16 protein-coding genes are annotated in these 12,695 nt (G+C 64.1%); all 16 read left to right on the top strand.

The window, feature by feature from the left end; genetic code table 11:
* Positions 1-20: 20 nt before the first annotated feature.
* The 16 genes from mlaD to hisF all read left to right on the top strand — a co-directional run bounded on the left by mlaD (position 21) and on the right by hisF (position 12,686).
* Positions 21-494 (top strand): outer membrane lipid asymmetry maintenance protein MlaD, encoded by a 474-nt coding sequence (mlaD, locus tag LQV39_RS15040; RefSeq protein ID WP_230026941.1) that lies wholly within the window; start codon positions 21-23, stop codon positions 492-494.
* Positions 491-1,345, top strand: a complete 855-nt coding sequence (locus tag LQV39_RS15045) for a VacJ family lipoprotein (protein ID WP_230026942.1) — start codon at positions 491-493, stop codon at positions 1,343-1,345. Before mlaD ends, LQV39_RS15045 begins: the two co-directional genes overlap by 4 nt.
* A 37-nt stretch (positions 1,346-1,382) precedes the next feature.
* On the top strand, positions 1,383-2,033 hold the full coding sequence (locus LQV39_RS15050) for a phospholipid-binding protein MlaC (protein WP_230026943.1): 651 nt from the start codon (positions 1,383-1,385) through the stop codon (positions 2,031-2,033).
* A gap of 2 nt (positions 2,034-2,035) precedes the next feature.
* Positions 2,036-2,314, top strand: coding sequence for a lipid asymmetry maintenance protein MlaB (locus LQV39_RS15055; protein ID WP_230026944.1), 279 nt, complete (start codon positions 2,036-2,038; stop codon positions 2,312-2,314).
* A 197-nt stretch (positions 2,315-2,511) separates the two neighbouring features.
* Entirely contained in the window at positions 2,512-3,447 is a 936-nt protein-coding gene (locus LQV39_RS15060; RefSeq protein ID WP_230026945.1) for an ABC transporter ATP-binding protein, read from the top strand.
* On the top strand, positions 3,444-4,211 hold the full coding sequence (locus tag LQV39_RS15065) for an ABC transporter permease (RefSeq protein ID WP_230026946.1): 768 nt from the start codon (positions 3,444-3,446) through the stop codon (positions 4,209-4,211). The genes LQV39_RS15060 and LQV39_RS15065 overlap by 4 nt, the downstream gene beginning before the upstream one ends.
* 19 nt (positions 4,212-4,230) lie before the next feature.
* Positions 4,231-4,470, top strand: coding sequence for a BolA family protein (locus tag LQV39_RS15070; protein WP_230026947.1), 240 nt, complete (start codon positions 4,231-4,233; stop codon positions 4,468-4,470).
* Positions 4,471-4,484: 14 nt separating this feature from the next.
* Positions 4,485-5,735: a UDP-N-acetylglucosamine 1-carboxyvinyltransferase gene (gene murA, locus LQV39_RS15075; RefSeq protein ID WP_230026948.1), complete on the top strand. Its 1,251-nt coding sequence runs from the start codon at positions 4,485-4,487 to the stop codon at positions 5,733-5,735.
* A 1-nt stretch (position 5,736) separates the two neighbouring features.
* Positions 5,737-6,408: an ATP phosphoribosyltransferase gene (gene hisG / locus LQV39_RS15080; protein ID WP_230026949.1), complete on the top strand. Its 672-nt coding sequence runs from the start codon at positions 5,737-5,739 to the stop codon at positions 6,406-6,408.
* Between the two features lie 3 nt (positions 6,409-6,411).
* On the top strand, positions 6,412-7,740 hold the full coding sequence (gene hisD, locus LQV39_RS15085; protein ID WP_230026950.1) for a histidinol dehydrogenase: 1,329 nt from the start codon (positions 6,412-6,414) through the stop codon (positions 7,738-7,740).
* On the top strand, positions 7,737-8,690 hold the full coding sequence (locus tag LQV39_RS15090) for a site-specific DNA-methyltransferase (protein ID WP_230026951.1): 954 nt from the start codon (positions 7,737-7,739) through the stop codon (positions 8,688-8,690). Before hisD ends, LQV39_RS15090 begins: the two co-directional genes overlap by 4 nt.
* Complete coding sequence (gene hisC, locus LQV39_RS15095) at positions 8,687-9,775, top strand: histidinol-phosphate transaminase (protein WP_230026952.1); 1,089 nt, start codon at positions 8,687-8,689, stop codon at positions 9,773-9,775. Before LQV39_RS15090 ends, hisC begins: the two co-directional genes overlap by 4 nt.
* Positions 9,775-10,365, top strand: coding sequence for an imidazoleglycerol-phosphate dehydratase HisB (gene hisB / locus LQV39_RS15100; RefSeq protein ID WP_230026953.1), 591 nt, complete (start codon positions 9,775-9,777; stop codon positions 10,363-10,365). Before hisC ends, hisB begins: the two co-directional genes overlap by 1 nt.
* 11 nt (positions 10,366-10,376) lie before the next feature.
* On the top strand, positions 10,377-11,018 hold the full coding sequence (gene hisH, locus LQV39_RS15105; protein WP_230026954.1) for an imidazole glycerol phosphate synthase subunit HisH: 642 nt from the start codon (positions 10,377-10,379) through the stop codon (positions 11,016-11,018).
* A gap of 13 nt (positions 11,019-11,031) precedes the next feature.
* On the top strand, positions 11,032-11,808 hold the full coding sequence (hisA, locus tag LQV39_RS15110; RefSeq protein ID WP_230026955.1) for a 1-(5-phosphoribosyl)-5-[(5-phosphoribosylamino)methylideneamino]imidazole-4-carboxamide isomerase: 777 nt from the start codon (positions 11,032-11,034) through the stop codon (positions 11,806-11,808).
* 116 nt (positions 11,809-11,924) lie between these two features.
* On the top strand, positions 11,925-12,686 hold the full coding sequence (gene hisF, locus LQV39_RS15115) for an imidazole glycerol phosphate synthase subunit HisF (RefSeq protein WP_230026956.1): 762 nt from the start codon (positions 11,925-11,927) through the stop codon (positions 12,684-12,686).
* Positions 12,687-12,695: the final 9 nt, after the last annotated feature.

A 12,695-nucleotide genomic window follows, 5' to 3' on the forward strand; every position in this document is an offset into this window, starting at 1 on the left:
GCTATATATTAGGAAATCTTATGCATCGCAAAACTATTGATGTCTGGGTCGGACTTTTCGTGCTGTTGGGTGCGGTATCGCTCCTTTTCCTCGCACTTAAGGCGGGTAACATGAGCACTATTTCGTTTACCAAGACGTATGCGATTGTCGGCAAGTTCGACAACATCGGCGGTTTGAAGCCACAGTCGCCGGTCAAGAGCGCAGGCGTGGTCGTCGGCCGCGTCGGCGACATCAGTTTCGACGACAAGACCTTCGCGGCCATGGTTCGTCTCGACATGAACCCGGCCTACAAGTTTCCGAAAGACAGCTCGCTGAAGATCCTGACCTCCGGCCTGCTGGGCGAACAGTACGTCGGCATCGAAGCCGGCGGCGACACCAACAACCTGGCTGAAGGGGACCGCATCACCCGCACACAATCGGCGGCGGTGCTGGAAGACCTGATCAACCAGTTTATCTATAGCAAAGCAGCAGATGGAAAGGACAGTGAGAAATGAGCATTCGTAAGGCACTGACGCTGGCGGCCGGCGCCGCACTGCTGAGCGGTTGCGCGACGTCCGCCAATCCGCGGGATCCGTTCGAGAAATTCAACCGCGCAATGTTCAGCTTCAACGATGCGGTCGACCGCACCGCCCTGAAGCCCGCCGCCACCGCCTACAAGAACGTCACCCCGACCTTCGTCCAGACCGGCGTGAACAATTTCTTTGGCAACCTGTCGGACCTGTGGAGTTCGGCCAACAACTTCGCCCAGCTCAAGGGCCAGGACGGCCTGAACGATTTCACCCGTTTTGCCGTGAACTCGACCCTCGGCCTGGCCGGCGTGCTCGACATCGCGACCCCGGCGGGCATGCGCAAGCACAACGAAGACCTGGGCCAGACCCTGGGTTACTGGGGTATTCCAAGCGGACCCTACTTGATGTTGCCGCTGTTGGGCCCATCTACGATCCGCGACACCGCGGCGCTGCCGGGCGACTTCTGGGGCGACGCCTGGACCCACGTGAACGACATCCCGTGGCGTAACAGCGGCATCGTGCTGCGCGCCGTCGACCAGCGCGCCAGCGTGCTGGATGCCTCGAACCTGCTCGAAGACGCGGCTCTCGACCGCTACGAATTCATTCGCGACGGTTACCTGCAGCGCCGCAGCAGCAAGGTGCTGGACACCGACAAGGCAGAGGTTCGTGCCGAAAAAGTCCAGGAAAAGCTGGACAAGGTGCAAGACAAAGTCCGGGAAAAGCTCGGCGTGAAGAAAGCGGAAACGCCGGGCGAGGAGGCCGCGCCTGCGGATGCCGCACCGACGCCGGCACCGGTTTCGTCGCCCGCCGTGTCATCCGAACCGGTACAAAAGTAGTTAACGAGGTACAGCCTCAACCAGACAAAGGAAGCGTATGAAGCCTATCGCACAACTGATCGTGACTGCCGCCGTGGCGGCCTTTTCCACCAGCGTGATCGCTGCCCCGGCTGCGGCCACCAACGAAGCGCCGGACGTGCTGGTCAAGCGCGTCAGCACCGAGGTGATCGACGCCGTCAAGTCCGACAAGGACATCCAGGCCGGCAACAGCCGCAAGATCATCGACCTGGTCAACAGCAAGATCCTGCCATATGTCGATTCCGACAAGATGACCGCGCAGGCGGCCGGCCGTTTCTGGCGCCAGGCAAGCCCGGAGCAGCAGAAGCAGCTGTCCGCGGAATTCCGCGACCTGCTGATCTACACCTACGCCGGCGCCCTCGCGCAGATCAAGAACGAGACCGTCGAGTTCAAGCCCTTCCGCGCGGATCCGGCCGACACCGAAGTCGAGGTGAAATCGCAGGTCAACCTGAGCCGCGGCGAGCCGATCACCCTGAACTACCGCCTGAGCAAGGGCGCGCAGGGCTGGAAGATCTTCGACCTGAACGTGATGGGCGCCTGGCTGGTCCAGACCTATCAGTCGACCTTCGCCTCCGAGATCGGCAAGGGCGGCATCGATGGCCTGATCAAGAAGCTGCACGACCGTAACCAGCAGCTGGCCAACAAGCCGCTGAAGTCGCCGCAGAAGTAAGCATGGCGGAGTCCAATCCCATGTTGTCGCTGGATGCCCTGACCTTCCAGAACGCCCAGGCGGCGCTGGAGCAGGGCTGTGCGGCGCTCACCGCCGGCGAGACCGTGTTCGACCTCGGCGGCGTGCGCGCCGCCGATTCCTCGGCCCTGGCGCTGATGCTGGCATGGCAGCGCCGCGCCCAGACCCACGGGCGCAAGCTCACCTTCATCAATGTGCCGGCCAACGTCGATGCGCTGGCGCGCTTGTACGGTGTCGATGGCCTGATCGGCCAGAGCGCCTAACAAAAACCTCCATGGCGGCGTTGCACCGTCTCGCCGTACTAGCGTACTGTCTTCGACGGTGCGCCTTGCCCTGAAGGTTTTGTTAGACGCTCTACTCTCGAACGTCATGCTGGGCGCTTGCCGACCCGTCATGACGTTTTCTTCTATAATGGCTCGTTTCCCCTGCACGGTCCGCCGCCCCGGCGCGCCCCCATCGCATGACAGCCATCCAGATAGACAGCGTCGAGAAAAGCTACAAGGGTTTTAAAGCCCTCAAGGGCGTCTCGCTCACCATCGAACAAGGCGAGTTCTTTGGCCTGCTCGGCCCGAACGGCGCCGGCAAGACCACTCTCATTTCCTGCATCGCGGGCCTGATCCGGCCCGACGTCGGCAGCGTGCGCATTCACGGCCACGACGTGGTCAAGGATTTCCGTTCGGCGCGGATGGCGCTGGGCGTGGTGCCGCAGGAGCTGGTGTTCGATCCCTTCTTCACCGTGCGCGAGACCCTGCGCCTGCAGTCCGGCTACTTCGGCCTGAAGAACAACGACAAGTGGATCGACGAGGTCATGGAAAACCTCGACCTCACCGCCAAGGCCGACGTCAACATGCGCGCCCTGTCCGGCGGCATGAAGCGGCGCGTGCTGGTGGCCCAGGCCCTGGTGCACAAGCCGCCCGTGATCGTGCTGGACGAGCCGACCGCCGGCGTCGACGTCGAACTGCGCCAGACCCTGTGGAAGTTCATCTCGCGCCTCAATCGCGAAGGCCACACCGTGGTACTGACCACCCACTACCTCGAAGAAGCCCAGGCCATGTGCCAGCGCGTGGCCATGCTCAAGACCGGCAACGTGGTGGCGCTGGACACCATGTCGCAGCTGCTGCGCCGCGTGTCCGGCTCCTCGCTGATCGTGCACCTGAAGCAGGGTGCGCTGCCGGAAGGCCTGCGCCACCTGGTCGCGCACGACGAGCACGACGACGCCTCGAAGCCGAACGGGCAGGGCAACAAGTACACCCTGCGCGTAAACGAGTACGGCGAGGTCGAACACATCCTGGCGCGCCTGCGCGAATCCGGCGCCGTCATCGACGAAATGCAGCTGCAGCAGGCCGACCTGGAAGATATCTTTATCCAGATTATGGAAGGGGCACCGATCCGATGAATTTCGTCTCCGTGGGTTTCAAGACCCTGTTCTACAAAGAGATCCTGCGCTTCTGGAAGGTCGCCACCCAGACCGTGGCGGCGCCCATCGTCACCTCGATGCTCTACCTGCTGATCTTCGGTCACGTGCTCGAAGGCCGCGTGCAGATGCTCGAAGGCGTCGACTACACCGCCTTCCTGATCCCGGGCCTGGTGATGATGAGCGTGCTGCAGAACGCCTTCGCCAATTCCTCGTCCTCGCTGATCCAGTCCAAGATCACGGGCAACCTGGTCTTCATCCTGCTGCCGCCGCTGTCGCACTGGGAAATCCTGTCGGCCTACGTGACGGCGTCGATCGTGCGCGGACTGTCGGTCGGCCTGGGCGTGTTCGTCATCACCGCCTGGTTCGCGCATCTCTCCTTCACCTTCCCGCTGTGGATCATCGTGTTCGCGCTGCTGGGCGCGGCGATCCTGGGGGCGATGGGCGTGATCGCCGGTATCTGGGCCGAGAAGTTCGACCAGCTGGCCGCGTTCCAGAACTTTTTGATCATGCCTGCAACATTTTTGGCCGGTGTGTTCTATTCGATTAAGAAACTGCCCCCGTTCTGGCTGGCAGTCTCGCATTTCAACCCGTTCTTTTATATGATTGACGGGTTCCGTTACGGTTTCTTCGGCAAGTCGGACGTCTCGCCCTGGACCAGCCTGGCCATCGTCGCCGTGTTCTTCGTGGTGCTGGCAGGCGTCGCCATCAATATGCTCCGCCGCGGCTACAAGCTGCGCCACTAAGATTTATTCAACATTCATCATGGCTACCACTCCTGAACTCATCCACGGCTACCTCAAGGCCGGCATGGAAACCACCCACCTCGAAGTGGAAGGCGACGGCCAGCACTTCAGCGCCGTCATCGTGTCGCCTGCGTTCGCGGGAAAAAGCCGCATCCAGCGCCACCAGATCGTCTACGCCGCCCTCGGCGACCGCATGCGCGAAGAGATCCACGCGCTGTCGATGAAGACCCTCACTCCTGAAGAATTCGCTGGTAACTAAGCAAGGATAAGCATATGGACAAGCTCCAGATCACCGGCGGCAAGCGCCTGAACGGCGACATCCGCATCTCGGGCGCCAAGAACGCCGCGCTGCCCATCCTGTGCGCCGGCCTGCTGACGGGCGGCGACCTCGAACTGTCGAACGTGCCGCGCCTGCACGACGTGCGCACCATGCTCAAGCTGCTCGAGCAGACCGGCTTGAAGGTGACCCAGGACGACGAAAACGTCACCCTCAACGGCGCCAGCATCGACAAGCTGGAAGCGCCGTACGAGCTGGTGAAAACCATGCGCGCCTCGATCCTGGTGCTGGGTCCGATGCTGGCGCGCTTCGGCGAAGCCAAGGTCTCGCTGCCGGGCGGCTGCGCGATCGGTTCGCGTCCGGTCGACCAGCACATCAAGGGCCTGCGCGCGATGGGCGCCGAGATCACGATCGAAGGCGGCTACATCCACGCCAAGTGCCCGAAGCTGAAGGGCGCGCGCATCCACACCGACATGATCACCGTGACCGGCACCGAGAACCTGCTGATGGCCGCCGTGCTGGCCGAAGGCGAGACCGTGCTGGAAAACGCCGCGCGCGAGCCGGAAGTGACCGACCTCGCCAACATGCTGGTGGCGATGGGCGCGAAGATCGAAGGCATCGGCACCGACCGCCTGGTGATCCAGGGCGTCGAGTCGCTGCATGGCACGAAGCACGCCGTGATCTCGGACCGCATCGAAGCCGCGACCTTCCTGTGCGCGGTGGCGGCGACCGGCGGCGACATCCGCATCACCAACACCCGCACCGATATCTTCGATGTCGCGCTCGATAAACTGCGCGAGGTCGGCCTGCAGCTGGATGTGGAAGCCAATGCCATCCGCGCCCGCATGGACGGCCGTCCGCACCCGGTGTCCTTCCGCACCACCGAATATCCGGGCTTCCCGACCGACATGCAGGCCCAGTTCATGGCCGTGAACATCATCGCCGACGGCCCGAGCCGCGTGACCGAGACCATCTTCGAGAACCGCTTCATGCACGTGCAGGAGATGAACCGCCTGGGCGCGCAGATCTCGACCGAGGGCAACACCGCCTTCATGCGCGGCGTCGACCGCCTGGTGGGCGCGCCGGTGATGGCGACCGACCTGCGTGCTTCGGCTTCGCTGGTGATCGCCGGTCTGGCTGCCGAGGGCACGACCATTGTCGATCGCATTTATCACCTGGATCGCGGCTACGACCGCATGGAAGCCAAGCTGTCGGCGGTAGGCGCCGATATCGTCCGCATCAAATAACATGATCAAACCTACCCAGGACAGCAATCAGCTGATCCTCGCCCTCTCGAAGGGCCGCATCTTCGAAGACACCCTGCCGCTGCTGGCCGCGGCAGGCATCGAGGTGCTGGAAAATCCGGAAACCTCGCGCAAGCTGATCCTCGCGACCAACGACCCCTTTGTTCGCGTGCTGATCGTGCGCGCCACCGACGTGCCGACCTATGTCCAGTACGGCGCCGCCGACTTTGGCGTGGCCGGCAAGGACGTGCTGCTCGAGCATGGCGGCGAGGGCCTGTACCAGCCGGTCGATTTGCGCATCGCCTGCTGCCGCATGTCGGTGGCGGTGAACGCCGGCTTCGACTACGAGACCGCGGTGCGCCAGGGCGCGCGCCTGCGCGTGGCGACCAAGTTCGTCGAGACCGCGCGCGAGCACTTCGCCAAGAAGGGCGTGCACGTCGACCTGATCAAGCTGTATGGATCGATGGAGCTGGCGCCGCTGGTCGGCCTGTCGGATGCCATCGTCGACGTGGTCTCGACCGGCGGCACCCTGCGCGCCAACAACCTGGTCGAAGTCGAGAAGATCATGGAGATCTCGTCGCGCCTGGTGGTCAACCAGGCTGCGCTCAAGCTCAAGCGCGAGCGTCTGCAACCCATCATCGAGGCGTTCGATCGCGCCTCCCGGCAGCAAGGTTAAATCATGGAAGTACGCAAGCTCGATTCCACATCGCCCGATTTCAAGCAGCAGCTCACCAGACTGCTGGCCTTCGAAGCGGAGACCGACGACGCCATCGAGTCCGCCGTCGCGAAGATCCTCGCCGATGTCAAGGCGCGCGGTGATGCGGCCGTGCTCGAGTACACGAATAAATTCGACCGCATCCCGGGAGGCGGCGCTACCAGCATGGCCGCCTTCGACCTGTCGCAGGACGAACTGCAGGCTGCGCTGGCCTCGCTGCCGGAAGCCCAGCGCGCCGCGCTGCTGACGGCAGCAAGCCGCATCCGCGTGTTCCACGAGCGCCAGAAGCAGGAGCTGAACGGTTTTACGTACACCGAGCCTGACGGCACGGTACTCGGTCAGCGCGTGACGCCGCTGGACCGCGTCGGCATCTACGTCCCGGGTGGCAAGGCTGCCTATCCCTCGTCCGTGCTGATGAACGCGATTCCGGCCCAGGTGGCCGGCGTGAAGGACATCGTAATGGTGGTGCCGACGCCGGACGGCATCAAGAACCGCATGGTGCTTGCCGCCGCCGCGATCGCCGGCGTGACGCGCGTGATCACCATCGGCGGCGCCCAGGCCGTTGCCGCGCTGGCCTACGGCACCGAGACGATCCCCGCGGTGGATAAAATCGTCGGCCCCGGCAACGCCTACGTGGCCGCCGCCAAGCGCAGCGTGTTCGGGACCGTCGGTATCGACATGATCGCCGGCCCGTCCGAGATCCTGGTGCTGTGCGACGGCACCACCGATCCGGACTGGGTGGCAATGGACCTGTTCTCGCAGGCCGAGCACGACGAGCTGGCCCAGGCCATCCTGCTGTGCCCCGACGCCGGCTACATCGCGCAGGTCGAAGCCAGCATTCATCAACTGCTGCCGACCATGCCCCGCAAGGACACGATCACGACTTCGCTGAGCGACCGCGGTGCCTTGATCCTCGTGCGCGACATGGAAGAGGCCTGTGCGATCGCCAACGACATCGCTGCCGAGCACCTGGAGATTTCGGCCGCCGAACCGCAGCAGTGGGCGGACCGGATCCGCCATGCAGGCGCGATGTTCCTGGGCCGCTTCTCGTCGGAGTCGCTGGGCGATTACTGCTGCGGCCCGAACCACGTGCTGCCGACCTCGCGCACGGCGCGCTTCTCGTCGCCGCTGGGCGTCTACGATTTCCAGAAGCGCTCGTCGGTGCTGTTCGTGTCCGAAGCCGGCGCCCAGACCCTGGGCAAGGTCGCGGCCGAGCTGGCGTATGGCGAAGGCCTGCAGGCGCACGCCCGCAGTGCAGAACTGAGGATCAAGCAGGACGGCTCGGCGTCATGACGGACTGGGTCGACAGGGTCTTCTGCGAGGATGCGCTGAAAGGGATGGCGCGCATCCCCGATGGCTCCATCGACCTGATCCTGACCGACCCGCCCTACAACCTCGGCAAGGACTACGGCAACGCCTCCGACCAGCAGAGCGTGGACGATTACCTGGCCTGGACCGAGCGCTGGATCGACATCGCTGTCCCTAAGCTGAAAGCCAACGGCAGCCTGTACATCTTCCTGACCTGGCGCTTCGCGCCGGAGATCTTCGTCATGCTGAAGAAGCGCATGACGATGATGAACGAGATCATCTGGGACCGCCGCGTGCCCTCGATGGGCGGCAGCACCCGCAGCTTCAGCTCGGTGCACGACACCATCGGCTTTTTTGTGAAGCGCAAGGACTATTATTTCGACCTGGACGCCGTGCGCATTCCGTACGACGCCGCGACCAAGAAAGCCCGCTCGCGCTCGATCTTCATCGGCGCCAAGTGGCTCGAGGTCGGCTACAACCCGAAGGACCTGTGGAGCGTCTCGCGCCTGCACCGCGAACATGCGGAGCGGGTCGATCATCCGACCCAGAAGCCGCTGGAGATCATCGAGCGCATGCTCAAGGCTTCCTGCCCGCCGGATGGGGTGGTGCTGGATCCCTTCATGGGCAGCGGGACCACGGCGCTGGCGGCCAGGCGGCTGGGGCGGCGGTTTGTCGGGTTCGAGTTGAATCCGGATTATTGCGAGGTTATTCAGCAGAGGTTGGCCGAGCCGGCGGGGCCGGTGAAGAAGAAGGCTGGCAGCGCTCGCAAGAAGGACAAAGCCGTTACGGACGTTAGCGCGAGCGCCGTCGTCCCCGCGAAGGCGGGGACCCAAGTTGGACGAGCAGCCAAAACGCAAGCAAACTTGGGTTCCCGCCTTCGCGGGAACGACGAGGTTGAAGCAAACACTTTTACCACCGAAGAAAGCACACCATGACCGACATCGACACCCTCATCGCCAACACGATCCGCGAAGACGTCCGTGCCGGCCATATCTACAACGTCCCGGACGCCAGCGGCTACATCAAGCTGGACGCGATGGAGAACCCCTACGAACTGCCGGAACACCTGCGCCAGGAACTGGCCACACGCCTGGCCGAGGCCGTTCTGAACCGCTACCCGGTGGCCTCATACACCACGCTCAAGCAGAAGATCTGCGCCAACCTGGGCGTACCGCAAAGCTACGACGTCATCCTCGGCAACGGCTCGGACGAGATCATCTCGATCATCGCCACCGCCACGGCGCGCCAGGACAAGAGGGCCGTACTGATGGCGCCGAGCCCGGCCTTCGTGATGTTCCAGCGTTCGGCCCAGTTTGCCGGCATGGACTACGTGGGCGTGCCCCTGAAAGCCGACTTCTCGCTCGACCGTGCAGCCATGCTGGCGGCGATCGAAAAGCACAAGCCGGCGGTGGTGTTCCTGGCCTACCCGAACAACCCGACCGGCAACCTCTACGATGAAGCCGACATGGTCGCCATCATCGAGGCGCTGGGCGACACCGGCATCGCCGTGGTCGACGAGGCTTATCAGCCCTTCGCCCGCACCAGCTTCATGGAGCGCCTGCCGCAGTACCCGAACCTGATGGTGATGCGCACGCTGTCGAAGCTGGGCCTGGCCGGCATCCGTCTCGGCTACCTGGCGGCCGCGCCCGCCCTGCTGCAGCAGTTCGACAAGGTGCGCCCGCCCTACAATGTCAACGTGCTGACCCAGGTGGCGGCCGAGTTCGCGCTCGACCACATCGACGTGCTGAACGAGCAGGCCGCGCAGCTGAACCAGGCGCGCGGCGAACTGGCCTCGGCGCTGGCGGCCTTGCCGGGCGTGACCGTGTTCCCGTCGAGCGCGAATTTCATTACCCTGCGCGTACCGGACGCCGAGCGGACCTGCGCTAAACTGTTCGCCGAACGGGTACTGATTAAAAATTTGAGTAAAATGCATGAATTGCTGGCCAACTGCATCCGCGTGACGGTCAGCACCCCGGAAGAGAATTCCGTATTCCTGAATGCCCTGAAGGCTTCCCTGTAATGACCCGCACCGCAGAAATCACGCGCAATACCAGCGAGACGCAGATCCGCGTCGCGCTCAATCTCGACGGCACCGGCGTCCAGAAACTGAACACCGGCGTCCCCTTCCTCGACCATATGCTGGACCAGATCGCCCGCCATGGCCTGATCGACCTCGAAGTCGAGGCCGTCGGCGACCTGCATATCGACGACCACCATACCGTCGAGGACACCGGCATCACGCTGGGCATGGCGGTCGCCAAGGCGATCGGCGACAAGAAAGGCATCCGCCGCTACGGCCACGCCTACGTGCCGCTGGACGAAGCGCTGTCGCGCGTCGTGATCGACTTTTCCGGCCGCCCGGGCCTGGACTGGCATGTGCCCTTCACCCGCGCCACCATCGGCAAGTTCGACGTCGACCTCACCATCGAGTTCTTCCGCGGCTTCGTCAATCACGCCGGCGTGACCCTGCACGTGGACAACCTGCGCGGCGTGAACGCCCACCACCAGTGCGAGACCGTGTTCAAGGCCTTCGGCCGCGCCCTGCGCATGGCCTCCGAGCTCGACGAGCGCGCGCTCGGCACGATCCCCTCGACCAAGGGCAGCCTGTAAGCGACCTCACTATGGCAAACAAGATTGTTGTGGTCGACGGCTTGGGCAACCTGCGCTCGGTGGCGCAGGCGCTGCGCGCCGCCGAACCTGAAGCCGACGTCATCGTCTCCAGCCTGGCCGCCGACATCGATGCGGCCGACCGCTTGGTGCTGCCGGGGCAGGGCGCCATGCGCGACTGCATGCGCGGCCTGCGCGAATCCGGCGCTGAAGACGCCGTGCTGCGCGCCATGAAGACGCGCCCGGTAATGGGCGTGTGCGTGGGCGAGCAGATGCTGTTCGACGCCAGCGAAGAAAACGAAGGCACGCCCGGCCTGGGCCTGCTGCCCGGGAAGGTCGTGCGCTTCCAGCTCGACGGCAAGCTGCAGGCCGACGGCTCGCGCTTCAAGGTCCCGCAGATGGGCTGGAACCGCGTGCGCCAGGTGCGCGCGCACCCGCTGTGGGATGGCGTCGAGGACGGCGCCTACTTTTATTTCGTGCACAGCTATTACGCCCAGCCGGCCAATCCGACGGACACGATCGGCGAGGCCGATTACGGCGGCGCCTACTGCTGCGCGGTCGCACGCGACAATATCGTCGCCACCCAGTTTCACCCTGAGAAGAGCGCGGCCGCCGGCCTGCGCCTGTACCGCAACTTCATCCACTGGAATCCTTAACCTTTTTACGACCATGCTGCTGATCCCCGCCATCGACCTGAAAGACGGTCACTGCGTTCGCCTGAAACAGGGCGATATGGAACTCGCCACCGTGTTCTCCGAAGATCCCGCCGAGATGGCGCTGCACTGGCTCAAGAAGGGCGCGCGCCGCCTCCACCTGGTCGACCTGAACGGTGCGTTCGCGGGCAAGCCGAAGAACGAGGAAGCGATCAAGTCGATCATTCAGGTGGTGCAGGAGTACGCCGTCGACAACGACCTGGACGAGATCCCGGTCCAGCTCGGCGGCGGCATCCGCGACCTCGACACCATCGAGCGCTACCTGGACGACGGCATCACCTACATCATCGTCGGCACCGCCGCGGTGAAGAACCCGGGCTTCCTGCACGATGCCTGCGGCGCCTTCCCGGGCTCGATCATCGTCGGCCTGGATGCCAAGGACGGCAAGGTTGCCACCGACGGCTGGAGCAAGATGTCCGGCCACGAAGTCATCGACCTGGCCAAGAAATTCGAGGGCTACGGCGTCGAATCGATCATCTACACCGACATCGGCCGCGACGGCATGATGGGCGGCGTGAACATCGAAGCGACCGTGCGCCTGGCGCAAGCGGTCAAGATCCCGATCATCGCCTCCGGCGGCCTGCACAACCTGGCCGACGTCGAAGCGCTGTGCGCGGTGCAGGACGAGGGCATCGAAGGCGTGATCTGCGGCCGTTCGATTTATGAAGGGACGCTCGATCTGGCCAGCGCGCAGGAGCGGGCGGACGAGCTGACCGAGGGTGCGCAGGCCTGAATTACACCGTCGTTCCCGCGAAGGCGGGAACCCAAGTTTGTATGCGTTTCGACTGCTCGTCCAACTTGGATCCCCGCCTGCGCGGGGATGACGGTTTTGAAGTTAACACATAAATTATGCTCGCAAAACGCATCATCCCCTGTCTCGACGTCACCGGCGGCCGCGTGGTCAAGGGCGTCAATTTCACCGAGCTGCGCGATGCAGGCGACCCGGTCGAGATCGCACGCCGCTACGACGGCCAGGGCGCCGACGAGATCACCTTCCTCGACATCACCGCTTCGAGCGACGGCCGCGACCTGATCCTGCCGATCATCGAGGCGGTCGCATCGACCGTCTTCATCCCGCTGACGGTGGGCGGCGGCGTGCGCAAGGTCGAGGACGTGCGCCGCCTGCTCAATGCCGGCGCCGATAAAGTCTCGATGAACACCTCGGCGGTGACCAACCCGCAGCTGGTGTTCGAGGCCTCGCAGAAGCACGGCTCGCAATGCATCGTGGTGGCGATCGACGCCAAGCAGGTTGCGCCCGGCAAGTGGGAAGTGTTTACCCACGGCGGCCGCAACGCGACCGGCCTCGATGCCGTCGAGTGGGCGAAAAAAATGGAAAGCCTGGGCGCCGGCGAGCTGCTGCTGACCAGCATGGACCGCGACGGCACCAAGTCCGGGTTCGACCTGGGCCTGACGCGCGCCGTCTCGGATGCGGTCGGCATTTCCGTGATCGCCTCCGGCGGCGTGGGCGGCCTGCAGGACCTGGCCGACGGCATCCTGGAAGGCCACGCCGATGCGGTGCTGGCCGCCAGCATCTTCCACTACGGGCAGCACACGGTCTTTGAGGCCAAGCGCTTCATGATTGACCGTGGCATCCCGATGCGACTGGACTGAACTGGACAC

Origin of the sequence: Massilia sp. Bi118, from assembly GCF_918697865.1 — a bacterium.
GTDB lineage: Bacteria > Pseudomonadota > Gammaproteobacteria > Burkholderiales > Burkholderiaceae_D > Telluria.